Genomic DNA, 12957 nt, shown 5'->3' with positions numbered 1-12957 from the left:
CGTAACCTGTGCACAGCACGGGGGACAGCGCTGTGGACAAACACACAATCCCCTCGACCCAACCCCTCTGACCTGCCCTTTTGCCATCCACCGGCTGTTGAGGAGAAAAAGTTTCGCCCTCGGCCGGAGATCACGACAAACGGCACAGAGAAGATCACACAACACCCCGTGAGGTAAGGGGCGTAAGCTAAGAGGACTGATTACCTGTGGAAGATGGGAGGGCATCCGTGGCCCAGGCGCCCACAACCGCCCGGCAGGCCGCCCGGCGCACCGCCCGCCGGCACGACCGCGAGATCCTCGCACTGGCCGTCCCCGCCTTCGGCGCACTCGTCGCCGAACCCCTCTTCCTCATGGCCGACAGCGCCATCGTCGGCCACCTCGGCACCCCCCAGCTCGCCGGCCTCGGCATCGCCGCCGCCCTGCTCACCACCGCCGTCAGCGTCTTCGTCTTCCTCGCCTACGCCACCACCGCCGCCGTCGCCCGCCGCCTCGGCGCCGGCGACCTGCAAGCCGCCATCCGCCAGGGCATGGACGGCATCTGGCTCGCCCTCCTCCTCGGCGCCGCCGTCACCCTGGGCGTCCTCGCCACCGCCCCGCTGCTCGTCGAGGCCTTCGGGGCGTCACCGACCGCCGCACCCCACGCCGCCACCTACCTGCGGATCAGCTCGCTCGGCATACCCGCCATGCTCGCCGTCCTCGCCGCCACCGGCGTCCTGCGCGGGCTGCAGGACACCCGCACCCCGCTCTACGTCGCCATCGGCGGCTTCGCCGCCAACGCCGGCCTCAACCTCGCGCTCGTCTACGGCGCCGGCCTCGGCATCGCAGGCTCCGCCTGGGGCACCGTCATCGCCCAGTGCGCCATGGCCGCCGCCTACCTCGCCGTCGTGGTCCGCGGCGCCCGCCGGCACGACGCCTCGCTGCGCCCGGACGCCGCCGGCATACGCGCCTGCGCCCGGGCCGGGGCGCCCCTGCTGGTGCGCACCCTGTCCCTGCGCGCCATCCTGATGATCGCCACGGCCGTCGCGGCCCGCCTCGGCGACACCGACATCGCCGCCCACCAGGTCGTGCTGTCCCTGTGGAACCTCCTGGCCTTCGCCCTCGACGCCATCGCCATCGCCGGCCAGGCCATCATCGGGCGCCACCTCGGCGCCGGGGACGCCACCGGGGCCCGCGCGGCCTGCCGGCGGATGGTGCAGTGGGGCATCGGCTCCGGAGTGGTGCTGGGTGCCCTGGTGGTGCTGGCCCGGCCGGTGTTCATCCCGCTGTTCACCTCCGACCCCGCCGTACGGGACGCCATGCTGCCCGCCCTGCTGCTGGTGGCCCTCGGCCAGCCGGTCGCCGGGGTCGTCTTCGTCCTGGACGGCGTGCTGATGGGCGCCGGCGACGGGACGTACCTGGCCGGGGCCATGCTCCTCGTCCTGGCCGTCTTCGCGCCCGTCGCCCTGCTGGTGCCCGCCCTCGGCGGCGGGCTGACCGCCCTGTGGTGGGCGATGACGCTGATGATGGCCGCCCGGATGGCCACCCTGTGGCTGCGGGCCCGCTCGGGCCGCTGGATCGTCACCGGGGCCGTACGCTCCTAGGCCGTGCCCGGCGGATCTTCGTCACGCGCCACCACGGCGCCCCGTAAGGGGCGCGAGGAACTGCGCGATCAGCCAGCGGCGGCCCGCAGCTGACACGCCACCCCGGGGGTCCGGGCAACCTGCGGGCACGTCGTGGCTTGTCGCGCCCACGCGGCGGCAGCCGCAGATCGACACCGCCCCGCGCCCCTTACGGGGCGCCCGGGTACGGCAAAGGGCCGCACCCCGAAGGGGGTGCGGCCCTTTGTGCAGCCTGCCGAGCGCAGCGATTACGCGGCGACGACCTCGATGCCGAGCTTGGCAACGACGTCGGCGTGCAGACGCACGGACACCTGGTGGGCGCCGAGGGTCTTGATGGGCGCGCCCAGCTCGACACGACGCTTGTCCACGTCCGGACCACCGGCAGCCTTGATCGCGGAAGCGACGTCGGCCTGGGTCACGGAACCGAACAGACGGCCGGCCTCGCCGGCACGGACGGCAAGGCTGACCTTGACGCCCTCGAGCTTGCCCTTGACCTCGTTGGCCTGCTCGATCGTGGCGATCTCGCGGATCTTGCGACCACGACGGATCTGCGCGACGTCCTGCTCGCCACCCTTGGTCCAGCGGATCGCGAAACCGCGCGGGACCAGGTAGTTGCGGGCGTAGCCGTCCTTGACGTCCACGACGTCGCCGGCGGTGCCGAGGCCGGAGACCTCGTGGGTGAGGATGATCTTCATGTTTTGGTCACCCTTCCCTTATCGCGCGGACGAGGTGTAGGGCAGCAGCGCCATCTCACGGCTGTTCTTGACTGCCGTGGCGACGTCACGCTGGTGCTGGGTGCAGTTGCCGGTCACGCGACGGGCACGGATCTTGCCGCGGTCGGAAATGAACTTCCGCAGCATGTTCGTGTCCTTGTAGTCCACGTAAGCGGTCTTGTCCTTGCAGAACGCGCAGACCTTCTTCTTCGGCTTGCGCGGGGGCGGCTTCGCCATTGTCTCTCTCCTGTGAATCAAGAAGTTTTGTGCTGGCGCCCTCGGGCCCCTTGAGGCCCGGGTCCCCGGGGGACCTAGAAGGGCGGCTCGTCGGAGTAGCCGCCGCCGGAGTTGCCGGAGCCGCCGCCCCAGCCACCTCCGCCGCCGCCCTGCTGGCCGCCGGACGGAGCGCTGGACGCCCAGGGGTCGTCGGCGGGAGCCCCGCCGCCCTGCTGGCCGCCGGGACCGGAGCCCCAGCCGCCACCACCCTGCTGGCCGCCACCGCCGCCACCAAAGCCACCCTGGCCACCGCGACCCGTGGTCTTGGTGACCTTCGCCGTGGCGTTCTTCAGGCTGGGGCCGACCTCGTCGACCTCGAGCTCGAAGACCGTGCGCTTGACGCCCTCGCGGTCCTCGTAGGACCGCTGCTTCAGACGGCCCTGCACGACGACGCGCATGCCGCGCTGAAGCGACTCGGCGACGTTCTCCGCCGCCTGACGCCACACCGAGCACGTGAGGAAGAGGCTCTCGCCGTCCTTCCACTCGTTGGTCTGGCGGTCGAAGGTGCGGGGGGTGGACGCGATACGGAACTTCGCGACCGCCGCACCGGACGGGGTGAAGCGCAGCTCGGGGTCGTCGACGAGATTGCCGACGACCGTGATGACGGTCTCGCCTGCCATGGATGAACCTCTCGGCGGGTGTGCTGCTGGCTGCTTGCTACTCGTTGGAGATGCAGCCCGATGACCTCTCTAAGCCGTCAGGCTCAGTGGGTCTCGGGACGGAGGACCTTGGTCCGGAGGACCGACTCGTTCAGGTTCATCTGGCGGTCGAGCTCCTTGACGACCTCAGGCGTGGCCTGCAGGTCGATGACCGAGTAGATGCCCTCGGGCTTCTTCTTGATCTCGTAAGCGAGACGACGACGGCCCCAGGTGTCGACCTTCTCGACCTTTCCGTTGCCCTCACGGACGACGGAGAGGAAGTTCTCGATCAGCGGGGAGACAGCTCGCTCCTCGAGATCGGGGTCGAGGATGACCATCACCTCGTAGTGACGCATGTGGAACCCACCTCCTTTGGACTCAGCGGCCACGGTCGATCCGTGGCAGGAGGGTCGTGATGCGTGAACAACGGTATCGGCGGACACTGACAATCAGCGGAGAGTCCCTGGGTTGCCCCCGGGACCGAAGCTGGGTCCGGGCAGACACCGGTGCAGACCGTACAGAGTACCCCCACCGTGGCGTGCGGTTGAAATCCGGCAGTCCGGGCCCTCAGTCTGGACGCAACGGGTGTGACCGGCGCCATACGGCGCTCCCTGCCTTCTGGAGGTGCCCCCATGACACAGGCAGCACGACAGCCCCGCCGCCCCGGGTCCCTGCTCGGCGGTCTGCTCAACAGCGACGGAAAGCCCCACCCTGTCGAGAACACCTTCGTCGCCGTGACGGTCGTGCTCGGTCTGGTGGCCTTCATCTCCTCGGCCTTCGACAACCTGCACCTGCTCAGCTCCTGGAGCGGACTCCTCGGCATCCTCAGCGGGGCCTGGGGACAGTTCATCTCGGCCACCACCGGCGAGCGCTTCCTGCTGATCATCGGCCTCGGGGCGGCCGCCATCGGCTTCTTCCTGGGGATGGCGCACGGCGGTCTCTTCGGGGGTGTGATCGGATAGCGGGGCGTACGCCCAAACGGGGCGCTCCCCGGTCGCAGTAGGCTTCGGCGCGAGAGCCGGAGCCCCGACCATGGGGACACACCTGCCGAGGAGCGCCCCGCATGAGCCTGACCCTGAGGACAATCAGCCGAGAGCAGCATCTGGCATTCATCCAGAGCCTGCCCGCGGCCAGTCACATGCAGGTGCCGGGGTGGGCGGACGTCAAGGCCGAGTGGCGCTCGGAGAACCTCGGCTGGTTCGACAAGACCGGCCAGCTCGTCGGCGTGGGCCTGGTGCTCTACCGCCAGCTGCCCAAGGTCAAGCGCTACCTGGCCTACCTGCCCGAGGGCCCGGTGATCAACTGGTACGCCCCGAACCTCGCCGACTGGCTGGAGCCGATGCTGGCGCACCTGAAGCGGCAGGGCGCCTTCTCGGTGAAGATGGGCCCGCCCGTCGTCATCCGGCGCTGGGACGCCGGCGCCATCAAGAACGGCATTTCCGACCCGGACGCCAAGCGCCTGCGCGACGTCCAGCCGACCTTCATCGAGCCGCGCGCCTTCGAGGTCGCCGACCAGCTGCGCCGCATGGGCTGGCAGCAGGGCGAGGACGGCGGTGCCGGCTTCGGTGACGTCCAGCCCCGCTACGTCTTCCAGGTGCCGCTGGAGGGCCGCTCGCTGGAGGACGTCCACAAGGGCTTCAACCAGCTGTGGCGGCGCAACATCAAGAAGGCCGAGAAGGCCGGCGTCGAGGTCGTCCAGGGCGGCTACGAGGACCTGCCGACCTGGCAGCACCTGTACGAGATCACCGCGGAGCGCGACAAGTTCCGCCCGCGGCCGCTGAGCTACTTCCAGCGCATGTGGACGGCCCTCAACAACGAGGACCCCAACCGCATGCGGCTGTACTTCGCCGTCCACGAGGGCGAGGCCGTCGCCGCGGCGACGATGCTGATCGTCGGCGGGCACGTGTGGTACTCCTACGGCGCCTCCGCCAACCACAAGCGCGAGGTCCGTCCGTCGAACGCCATGCAGTGGCGGATGCTGCGCGACGCCTACGCGCTGGGCGCGAGCGTCTACGACCTGCGCGGCATCGGTGACTCCCTCGACGAGAACGACCACCTCTTCGGCCTGATCCAGTTCAAGGTCGGCACCGGCGGCCAGGCGGCCGAGTACCTCGGCGAGTGGGACTTCCCGCTGAACAAGCTGCTCCACAAGGCGCTCGACATGTACATGTCTCGTCGCTGATCCAACGGCTCCAACGACACTCAGGGAAAGGTTCCGGGACCGGCCATGGCGCTCACGCTCTACGTCGACACCGCGCGCTGGCGGGCACACCAGCAGTCCGTCATCCAGCAGTTCCCCGGGATCATCCCGGTCTGCAAGGGCAACGGCTACGGCTTCGGCCACGAGCGGCTGGCCGAGGAGGTCACCCGCATGGGGGCCGACACCCTCGCCGTCGGCACCACCTACGAAGCAGCCCGCATCAAGGACTGGTTCAGCGGTGACCTGCTGGTGCTGACCCCCTTCCGGCTCGGCGAGGAGCCGGTGCCGCTGCCCGACCGGGCCATCCGCTCGGTCTCCTCGGTCGAGGGCGTGCGCGGGCTGGTCGGCGCGCGCGTCGTCATCGAGGTCATGAGCAGCATGAAGCGGCACGGCATCAGCGAGGAGGACCTGCCCAAGCTGCACGCGGCCATCGAGGACGTGCGCCTGGAGGGCTTCGCGATACACCTCCCGCTCGACCACGCCGACGGCACCAGCGGGGTCGACGAGGTCGCCGCGTGGATGGAGCGGCTGCGCGCCGCCCACCTGCCGCTGCACACGATGTTCGTCAGCCACCTCAAGGCCGAGGAGCTCGCCCAGCTGCAGCAGCAGTTCCCGCACACCCGCTTCCGGGCCCGCATCGGCACCCGGCTGTGGCTGGGCGACCACGACGCGACCCACTACCGGGGCGCGGTGCTGGACGTCACGCCGGTGGCCAAGGGCGACCGCTTCGGCTACCGCCAGCAGAAGGCCACCGGGGACGGCTACCTCGTGGTGGTGGCCGGCGGCACCTCGCACGGCGTCGGCCTGGAGGCGCCCAAGGCGCTCCACGGCATGATGCCGCGCGCCAAGGGCGTGGCCCGGGCGGGCCTGGCCACGATGAACCGCAACCTGTCGCCCTTCGTGTGGGCCGGCAAGCAGCGCTGGTTCGCCGAGCCCCCGCACATGCAGGTCTCGATCCTGTTCGTGCCCTCCGATGCTCCCGCCCCGCAGGTCGGCGACGAGCTGGTGGCCCACCTGCGGCACACCACCACGCAGTTCGACCGCGTGGTCGACCACTGATCCCGCTGTTCCTGCCGATCCCACTGTTCCCACCCCCGTGATCCGGGGCCGGGGGCCGTCACCTCACGGGGTGCGGCTCCCGGTGCCCCACTCGACGCGTGCGACCGAGGCGGGTTCCGTCCGGCGCTCGCGACGCACGGAACCCGGGATCCATATGTCCGGGGCCCCGTCCAGCACGCCTCCGGAGGGGTCGTCGGAGCCGTCGCGGCGCACCACGTCCCGCTCGGGGAACCAGATGTCGCGCACGACCAGCGCGCAGAGGTAGAGCGTGCCCAGCAGGTGGGCGACGATGGCCAGTTGGTAGCCCTCGGGGGGCAGGCCCTGGTGCTTGTCCCCGCTGCCGGTGTAGGCCAGGTAGAACCAGATGCCCAGGTAGTACAGGACCTCGCAGGCCTGCCAGATCAGGAAGTCCCGCCACTTGGGCCGGGCCAGCGCGGCCAGCGGCACCAGCCACAGCACGTACTGCGGCGAGTAGACCTTGTTGACCAGGATGAACAGGGCCACCACCAGGAAGGCCAGCTGGGCGAAGCGCGGGCGCCGGGGCGCGCACAGGGCGAGGACTCCGATGCCCAGGCAGCCCAGGACCATCAGCGCAGACGCGTAGGTGTTGGCGTCCTCCAGGGGGTTCCCGGTGCGCTGGGAGAGGAAGAGCCACACCGAGCCGAAGTCGATCGGCCGCTCCTGGCTGAAGGTGTAGAACTTCGCCCAGCCCGGCCGGATGTGGAAGCCGCTCGCGTCGTGCGTGAGCATCACCGGCAGGTTCACCACGAGCCAGGACGCGACGGCCGCGGCCACCGCCGAGCCGAACGCCCGCAGCCGCCCGGCCCGCAGGCACAGCACGAACAGCGGCCCCAGCAGCAGGGCCGGGTACAGCTTGGCCGCGGCCGCCAGGCCGATCAGCACGCCCGCCGCCACCGTCCGGCCGCGCGACCAGGCCGCCATCGCGCCGGCCGTCAGGGCGACCGCGAACAGGTCCCAGTTGATGGTGGCCGTCAGCGCGAAGGCCGGTGCCAGGGCGAACAGCAGGGCGTCCCAGGGCCGGCGGCGGTGGGTGCGCGCCACGCACACGGCGATGGCGGCCGTACAGGCCATGAGCATCCCGGCGTTGACGAACCAGTACATCTGCTCGCGGTGCTGCAGCGTGCCGCCACCGGGTGTCAGCAGCGCCGCCACCTCCATGAACAGGCCCGTGAGCACCGGGTACTCCAGGTAGTCCATGCCCCCGGAGACGGTCTGCGGAATGTGATCGAAGTAGGGGATGAGCCCCTGGTCGAAGCCGCGCCCGTAGTAGAGGTGGGGGATGTCGGAGTAGCAGGCGTGGGTGTACTGCGTGGTGGCGCCGAAGAACCAGCCGTAGTTGTAGCAGGGCAGCTTCTGCACCATGCCCAGCGCGAACAGGCCGATCGCCACGAGGGCGATCACCCGCACCGGCGACCACCATCCCGCGCCGAGCAGGGCCCGCCGCCCCATCGGCCCCCCGATGAGTTCGCTGCCGGCGGCGGCCACCTCGTCCTCGACGGTGGGCCGTACTGGCTGATCGTCCCGCGCGCTCCTCATGCGCCCATCCTGCCGTACGGGCCAGGAGCGGTGCGGAGCCTGTGGACAACCGCACGGGCCGCCCCGCGAACGTGCGGGACGGCCCGTGAAACGACCTGCTCAGGCGCATCGCGCCTATTCGTATGACAATCAGCCGCCGGGGCCGCCGAAGAGGCCGCCACCGCCCTGCTGACCGCGGCGGGTCGGGCCGCTCGTCGGGGTTTCGCCGGTGTCGCCGCCGGTGTCGCCCGTACCACCGGGCCCACCGGTCGTGCCGCCGTTGCCCTTGCCGCCACCGTTCGGCTTGCACTTGGGCTCGAACAGGCCACCGCAGGACGCGCTCGGCGAGGGTGAGGCGGAGGGGGACTTCGAGGGCGAGGGGGACGCCGCCGGGGAGGGCGAGGCCGCCGACGCCGAGGGCACCGGGCTGGGGACGGGGCTCGCCCCGTCGCCGTAGACCTTCTGGCCGATCGGCTGCGGCGGGTCGAACTGCATCACGGGCTGGCCCTTGAGCGCCTGGCCCATGTAGTCGGCCCAGATCTCGGCGGGGAACGACGCACCGTGGATCGTGGGCTGACCGCCCACGCCGCGCATCGAGAGGAACTCCTGCTTCTTGGCGTTCGGGTCCACGCGGTACATGCCGATCGCCGTCGACAGCTGCGGGGTGTAGCCGGCGAACCAGGCCGAGCGGTTGCCGTCGGTCGTACCGGTCTTGCCCGCCACCGGACGGTCGCCGAGCTTGGCCTTGGTGCCGGTGCCCGACTCCACGACCGTCTTCAGCACGTCGGTGACGTTGTTGGCGACGTTGGCATCGAAGGCCTGGGCGCTCTTGAGCTCGTGCTCGTAGACCGGCTTGCCGTCCTTCTCCACCTTCTCCACCGAGTAGGGGTCGACCTGCTTGCCGGAGGCCGCGAAGGTCGCGTACGCGCCGGCGAGCCGGATGGCGCTGGGGGCGGAGGTGCCCAGCGAGAAGGTGGGCGTGATCGAGGCCAGCTGGTCCTTGTCCAGGCCCGCCTTGAGCGCCGCCTCCTTCACCAGGTCCGTGCCGACGTCCATGCCGAGCTGGATGTAGGGGGTGTTCACCGAGAACTGCATGGCGGTGCGCAGCGTGATGAGGCCCCTGTCCTCGTCACCGTCGTTCGGCTGGTGCCATTCCTTGCCGTCCTGGTCGTGCCAGACGGTGCCGTTGTACGTCCGCAGGGTCAGCTTGTTGTTCCCGTTGTAGATGCTGTCCGGCGAGACGACAGTGCGCTGGCTGTCGCTCTGGTTGGGGCCGAGGCCGGGGTTGCGCTTGCCGTGGGTCATCGCGGCGGCCAGCACGAACGGCTTGAAGGTCGAGCCGACCTGGACGCCGGTGTAGTCGGCGTTGTTGGTGTAGTGCTCCAGCGCGTTCTCGCCGCCGTAGATGGCGACGATCTTGCCGGTCTTGGGCTCCACCGATGCGCCGCCGAACTGCACGAACTGGTCGACGTCGCGCACCTTCGGCTTGATGTTGGCCTTGCGGACCTCCTCGACGGACTGCGCCAGCGCGTTGATCTTGTCGCGGTCGAACGTCGTGTAGATCTGGTAGCCGCCCTTGTCCAGCTCGGCCTTGCTGATCTTGGAGTGGGCGACGATGTAGTTGTCGGCGAGGTCGGTGAGGTAGCCGATCTGGCCCGCCCGGTTGGTCGCCGGCTTGGGCTTCTGCGGCTGCGGGAAGCCCTTGGCCACCCACTTGTCGTGCTCGGCCTTGTCCATGCGGCCGACCTGGACCTCACGGTCCAGCGTCCACTTCCAGCGGTCCGTGGCGCGCTTGGTGTTCTTCTCCGGCGTCGCCGCCGGCCCCTGGCCGCCGTACGGGTCGTAGAGGTTCGGGCCGTTCAGCGTCGCCGCGAGGAACGCGCTCTCGCTGGGCGTGAGGTCCGCGCAGTCCTTGTCGAAGTACGCGCGGGCCGCCGCCTGGATGCCGTACGCGCCGCGTCCGTAATAGGCGGTGTTGAGGTAGCCGGCCAGGATGAAGGGCTTGTCCTTGGTCGCTCCCACCTTCACCGAGATCAGCAGCTCGGTGGCCTTGCGCTTGAGCGTCTGCTCCTGGCTCAGGTAGGTGTTCTTCACGAACTGCTGGGTGATGGTGGAGCCGGACTGCGTCTCACCGCCCTGCGCCATCTTCACGACGGCGCGCAGGATGCCCATCGGGTCGACGCCCCAGTCCTTCTCGAAGCTGGCGTTCTCGGCGGAGATCACCGCGTTCTGCATGGACGTGGGGATCTGGCTGATCGGCACGATCTGCCGGTTGAGGCTGCCGCCGCCGGCGACCACCATCTGCTTGCCGTCGGACCAGTAGTAGACGTTCTTCTGGACCTTCGACGCCTTCTGCGCATCGGGCACCTGCACCACCGCAAGGGCGACGCCCACGATGCCCACGATCAGGCCGGCGAAGGTGACGATCATGCCGGTGATCAGCTTCCAGGACGGGATCCAGCGCCGTGCGCCCGTCTTCCCCGCGCGCGGGTAGTCGATGAAGCGCTTCGCCGCGGGCCGGCCGTCCCTCCTGCCGCCGCGGCCCCCGCCGGCCGCTCCCGCGGCCGGCGGGCGTCTGCGCCCGCCGGGGGCGCTCGATCGCCGGTCGCTCCGGCGGGTGTCGGCCCGGCCGACGGCCCGGGCCCCGTCACGGCCGTGACCCGGCGCGCCCGGATTGCTGTGTGGTGCGGCGCGACGGCCGGACGCCGGCTGCGGGGCCGCGCGACGGGCCGCGGCTCGTCCGCCGCCCTGAGGCTGCGGCGGCTTGCGGCGGTGCTCGCTCATCGAACGATTACTCCTCGGGCAGGCACTGTGCGCCTGACAGCTGCAGGTGGCTTGCGTTCCCCCCGGTGTGCGAGCCGGCTGTCCCCCCGAGCTACGGTCCGCACTGCTGCATACGGGTCGAGGACGCGTGTCGGCGTCACCCGGTTCCCGCTGGTCTGCATGCCGCACAGACTACGCACGGCCAAATCACGCCCTCTGCGGACCTTCACTCCAAATCAGGCCCGTTGTGTCCCACGAATCAGTGATGTGACCTCGTTCACCGTGCCCGCTCTTGTCCGCTCGGGGCGCCGGCCCTATCGTCTGGATGTATCGAGTCGATACATCAGCTCGGCATAAGGGACCAATAAGGATCGGATCATCAAGGACTAGGCTGTGGGGGACAAGGAGGCGAAATATGAGCAGACGCTCCGGCATCCTCGAGTTCGCCGTCCTCGGCCTGCTCCGCGAGTCCCCGATGCACGGCTACGAGCTGCGGAAACGCTTGAACACCTCGCTCGGGGTGTTCCGCGCGTTCAGCTACGGCTCCCTCTACCCCTGCCTGAAGTCCCTCGTGGCGAACGGCTGGCTGGTCGAGGAGCCCGGGAGCGCTCCGGAAACCGCCTCCACGGCGGCCCTGGCCGGACGGCGGGCCAAGATCGTCTACCGGCTGACGGCCGCGGGCAAGGACCACTTCGAGGAGCTCCTGACCCACACCGGCCCGGACGCCTGGGAGGACGAGCACTTCGCCGCCCGGTTCGCGTTCTTCGGACAGACCTCGCGGGACGTACGGATGCGGGTGCTGGAAGGCCGCCGCAGCCGGCTGGAGGAGCGCCTGGAGAAGATGCGCGCCTCCTTGGCCCGCACCCGGGAACGGCTGGACGACTACACCCTCGAACTCCAACGGCACGGCATGGAGTCCGTGGAGCGCGAAGTCCGCTGGCTGAACGAGCTGATCGAGAGCGAGCGGGCCGGGCGTGACACACGCAACGGCCCGGACAAGTGAGTCCTGCACCCCGCAGGGCTTCGTCGAGTACAAACAGGGAGCAACCGCCAATGGGTTCGGTTCGCGTAGCGATCGTGGGTGTGGGCAACTGCGCCGCCTCGCTGGTGCAGGGCGTCGAGTACTACAAGGACGCCGACCCGAACGGCCGCGTGCCGGGTCTGATGCACGTGCAGTTCGGCGACTACCACGTCGGTGACGTGGAGTTCGTCGCCGCGTTCGACGTCGACGCGAAAAAGGTCGGCCTCGACCTCGCCGACGCCATCGGTGCGAGCGAGAACAACACCATCAAGATCTGCGACGTGCCCGCCACCGGCGTGACCGTCCAGCGTGGCCACACCCTCGACGGCCTCGGCAAGTACTACCGCGAGACCATCGAGGAGTCCGCCGAGGCCCCGGTCGACGTCGTCCAGGTCCTCAAGGACAAGCAGGTCGACGTCCTGGTCTGCTACCTGCCGGTCGGCTCCGAGGACGCCGCCAAGTTCTACGCGCAATGCGCCATCGACGCCAAGGTCGCCTTCGTCAACGCCCTCCCGGTCTTCATCGCCGGCACCAAGGAGTGGGCGGACAAGTTCACCGAGGCCGGCGTGCCGATCGTCGGTGACGACATCAAGTCGCAGGTCGGCGCCACCATCACGCACCGCGTGATGGCCAAGCTCTTCGAGGACCGCGGCGTCGTCCTCGACCGCACGATGCAGCTGAACGTCGGCGGCAACATGGACTTCAAGAACATGCTCGAGCGCGAGCGCCTGGAGTCCAAGAAGATCTCCAAGACGCAGGCCGTCACCTCCCAGATCCCCGACCGCGACCTGGGCGAGAAGAACGTCCACATCGGTCCCTCGGACTACGTGGCCTGGCTCGACGACCGCAAGTGGGCCTACGTCCGCCTCGAGGGCCGCGCCTTCGGCGACGTCCCGCTGAACCTGGAGTACAAGCTCGAGGTCTGGGACTCCCCGAACTCCGCCGGTGTCATCATCGACGCCCTGCGCGCCGCGAAGATCGCGAAGGACCGGGGCATCGGTGGCCCGATCCTCTCCGCCTCCTCGTACTTCATGAAGTCCCCGCCGGTGCAGTACTTCGACGACGAGGCCCGCGAGAACGTCGAGAAGTTCATCAAGGGCGAGGTCGAGCGCTAAGGCGCCCTCGGCTGCTCGTCACTCACAGGGGTCCCCGG

Annotated in this window: 12 protein-coding genes; 6 read left to right on the top strand and 6 right to left on the bottom strand. The window is 69.8% G+C overall.

What is annotated here, in order from left to right; all coding sequences use genetic code 11:
* Positions 1 to 227: 227 nt before the first annotated feature.
* The gene (locus AB0K17_RS03115) at positions 228 to 1580 is read left to right on the top strand and encodes an MATE family efflux transporter (protein WP_365981912.1); all 1353 of its coding nucleotides are present in this window, start codon (positions 228 to 230) and stop codon (positions 1578 to 1580) included.
* A 266-nt stretch (positions 1581 to 1846) separates the two neighbouring features.
* On the opposite strand, the gene rplI is transcribed toward AB0K17_RS03115, so the two are convergent.
* From rplI to rpsF, 4 genes are all read right to left on the bottom strand, one after another.
* Positions 1847 to 2293: a 50S ribosomal protein L9 gene (gene rplI / locus AB0K17_RS03110; protein WP_344433031.1), complete on the bottom strand. Its 447-nt coding sequence runs from the start codon at positions 2291 to 2293 to the stop codon at positions 1847 to 1849.
* 18 nt (positions 2294 to 2311) lie between these two features.
* Positions 2312 to 2548 carry a 30S ribosomal protein S18 gene (gene rpsR / locus AB0K17_RS03105; RefSeq protein WP_004950692.1) on the bottom strand — a complete coding sequence of 79 codons (237 nt, stop codon included), beginning with the start codon at positions 2546 to 2548 and terminating at the stop codon, positions 2312 to 2314.
* Between the two features lie 74 nt (positions 2549 to 2622).
* The gene (locus AB0K17_RS03100) at positions 2623 to 3207 is read right to left on the bottom strand and encodes a single-stranded DNA-binding protein (RefSeq protein ID WP_365964994.1); all 585 of its coding nucleotides are present in this window, start codon (positions 3205 to 3207) and stop codon (positions 2623 to 2625) included.
* A gap of 83 nt (positions 3208 to 3290) precedes the next feature.
* Positions 3291 to 3581, bottom strand: a complete 291-nt coding sequence (rpsF, locus tag AB0K17_RS03095; RefSeq protein WP_049719052.1) for a 30S ribosomal protein S6 — start codon at positions 3579 to 3581, stop codon at positions 3291 to 3293.
* Positions 3582 to 3857: 276 nt separating this feature from the next.
* Between rpsF and AB0K17_RS03090 the strand changes: the two genes are divergently transcribed.
* The 3 genes from AB0K17_RS03090 (at position 3858) to AB0K17_RS03080 (ending at position 6484) form a co-directional block, all read left to right on the top strand.
* On the top strand, positions 3858 to 4187 hold the full coding sequence (locus AB0K17_RS03090; RefSeq protein ID WP_365964993.1) for a hypothetical protein: 330 nt from the start codon (positions 3858 to 3860) through the stop codon (positions 4185 to 4187).
* A 101-nt stretch (positions 4188 to 4288) separates the two neighbouring features.
* Complete coding sequence (locus AB0K17_RS03085; RefSeq protein ID WP_344433028.1) at positions 4289 to 5407, top strand: peptidoglycan bridge formation glycyltransferase FemA/FemB family protein; 1119 nt, start codon at positions 4289 to 4291, stop codon at positions 5405 to 5407.
* A 45-nt stretch (positions 5408 to 5452) separates the two neighbouring features.
* Entirely contained in the window at positions 5453 to 6484 is a 1032-nt protein-coding gene (locus tag AB0K17_RS03080) for an alanine racemase (protein ID WP_365964992.1), read from the top strand.
* 63 nt (positions 6485 to 6547) lie between these two features.
* On the opposite strand, the gene AB0K17_RS03075 is transcribed toward AB0K17_RS03080, so the two are convergent.
* The gene (locus tag AB0K17_RS03075; RefSeq protein WP_365981910.1) at positions 6548 to 8041 is read right to left on the bottom strand and encodes a glycosyltransferase 87 family protein; all 1494 of its coding nucleotides are present in this window, start codon (positions 8039 to 8041) and stop codon (positions 6548 to 6550) included.
* Between the two features lie 129 nt (positions 8042 to 8170).
* A complete protein-coding gene (locus AB0K17_RS03070) occupies positions 8171 to 10804 on the bottom strand; it encodes a transglycosylase domain-containing protein (RefSeq protein ID WP_365981909.1) in 2634 nt (877 codons plus the stop codon).
* 394 nt (positions 10805 to 11198) lie between these two features.
* Between AB0K17_RS03070 and AB0K17_RS03065 the strand changes: the two genes are divergently transcribed.
* On the top strand, positions 11199 to 11786 hold the full coding sequence (locus AB0K17_RS03065; RefSeq protein ID WP_365964989.1) for a helix-turn-helix transcriptional regulator: 588 nt from the start codon (positions 11199 to 11201) through the stop codon (positions 11784 to 11786).
* Between the two features lie 50 nt (positions 11787 to 11836).
* The gene (locus AB0K17_RS03060; protein ID WP_344433023.1) at positions 11837 to 12919 is read left to right on the top strand and encodes an inositol-3-phosphate synthase; all 1083 of its coding nucleotides are present in this window, start codon (positions 11837 to 11839) and stop codon (positions 12917 to 12919) included.
* The last annotated feature ends 38 nt before the right edge of the window (positions 12920 to 12957 follow it).

Source organism: Streptomyces sp. NPDC049585, assembly GCF_040675615.1.
Taxonomy (GTDB): domain Bacteria; phylum Actinomycetota; class Actinomycetes; order Streptomycetales; family Streptomycetaceae; genus Streptomyces; species Streptomyces luteosporeus.
The sequence above is the reverse complement of the archived record's forward strand: the minus strand, read 5'-3'. Positions and strand labels throughout refer to the sequence as shown.

Bases quoted from the DNA above. Each gene is read 5' to 3' on its own strand.
- rpsF (WP_049719052.1), bottom strand. From the start codon at position 3,581: ATGCGTCACTACGAGGTGATGGTCATCCTCGACCCCGATCTCGAGGAG.
- rplI (WP_344433031.1), bottom strand. From the start codon at position 2,293: ATGAAGATCATCCTCACCCACGAGGTCTCCGGCCTCGGCACCGCCGGC.
- AB0K17_RS03065 (WP_365964989.1), top strand. From the start codon at position 11,199: ATGAGCAGACGCTCCGGCATCCTCGAGTTCGCCGTCCTCGGCCTGCTC.
- AB0K17_RS03070 (WP_365981909.1), bottom strand. From the start codon at position 10,804: ATGAGCGAGCACCGCCGCAAGCCGCCGCAGCCTCAGGGCGGCGGACGA.
- AB0K17_RS03060 (WP_344433023.1), top strand. From the start codon at position 11,837: ATGGGTTCGGTTCGCGTAGCGATCGTGGGTGTGGGCAACTGCGCCGCC.
- AB0K17_RS03085 (WP_344433028.1), top strand. From the start codon at position 4,289: ATGAGCCTGACCCTGAGGACAATCAGCCGAGAGCAGCATCTGGCATTC.
- AB0K17_RS03075 (WP_365981910.1), bottom strand. From the start codon at position 8,041: ATGAGGAGCGCGCGGGACGATCAGCCAGTACGGCCCACCGTCGAGGAC.
- AB0K17_RS03100 (WP_365964994.1), bottom strand. From the start codon at position 3,207: ATGGCAGGCGAGACCGTCATCACGGTCGTCGGCAATCTCGTCGACGAC.
- AB0K17_RS03090 (WP_365964993.1), top strand. From the start codon at position 3,858: ATGACACAGGCAGCACGACAGCCCCGCCGCCCCGGGTCCCTGCTCGGC.
- rpsR (WP_004950692.1), bottom strand. From the start codon at position 2,548: ATGGCGAAGCCGCCCCCGCGCAAGCCGAAGAAGAAGGTCTGCGCGTTC.
- AB0K17_RS03080 (WP_365964992.1), top strand. From the start codon at position 5,453: ATGGCGCTCACGCTCTACGTCGACACCGCGCGCTGGCGGGCACACCAG.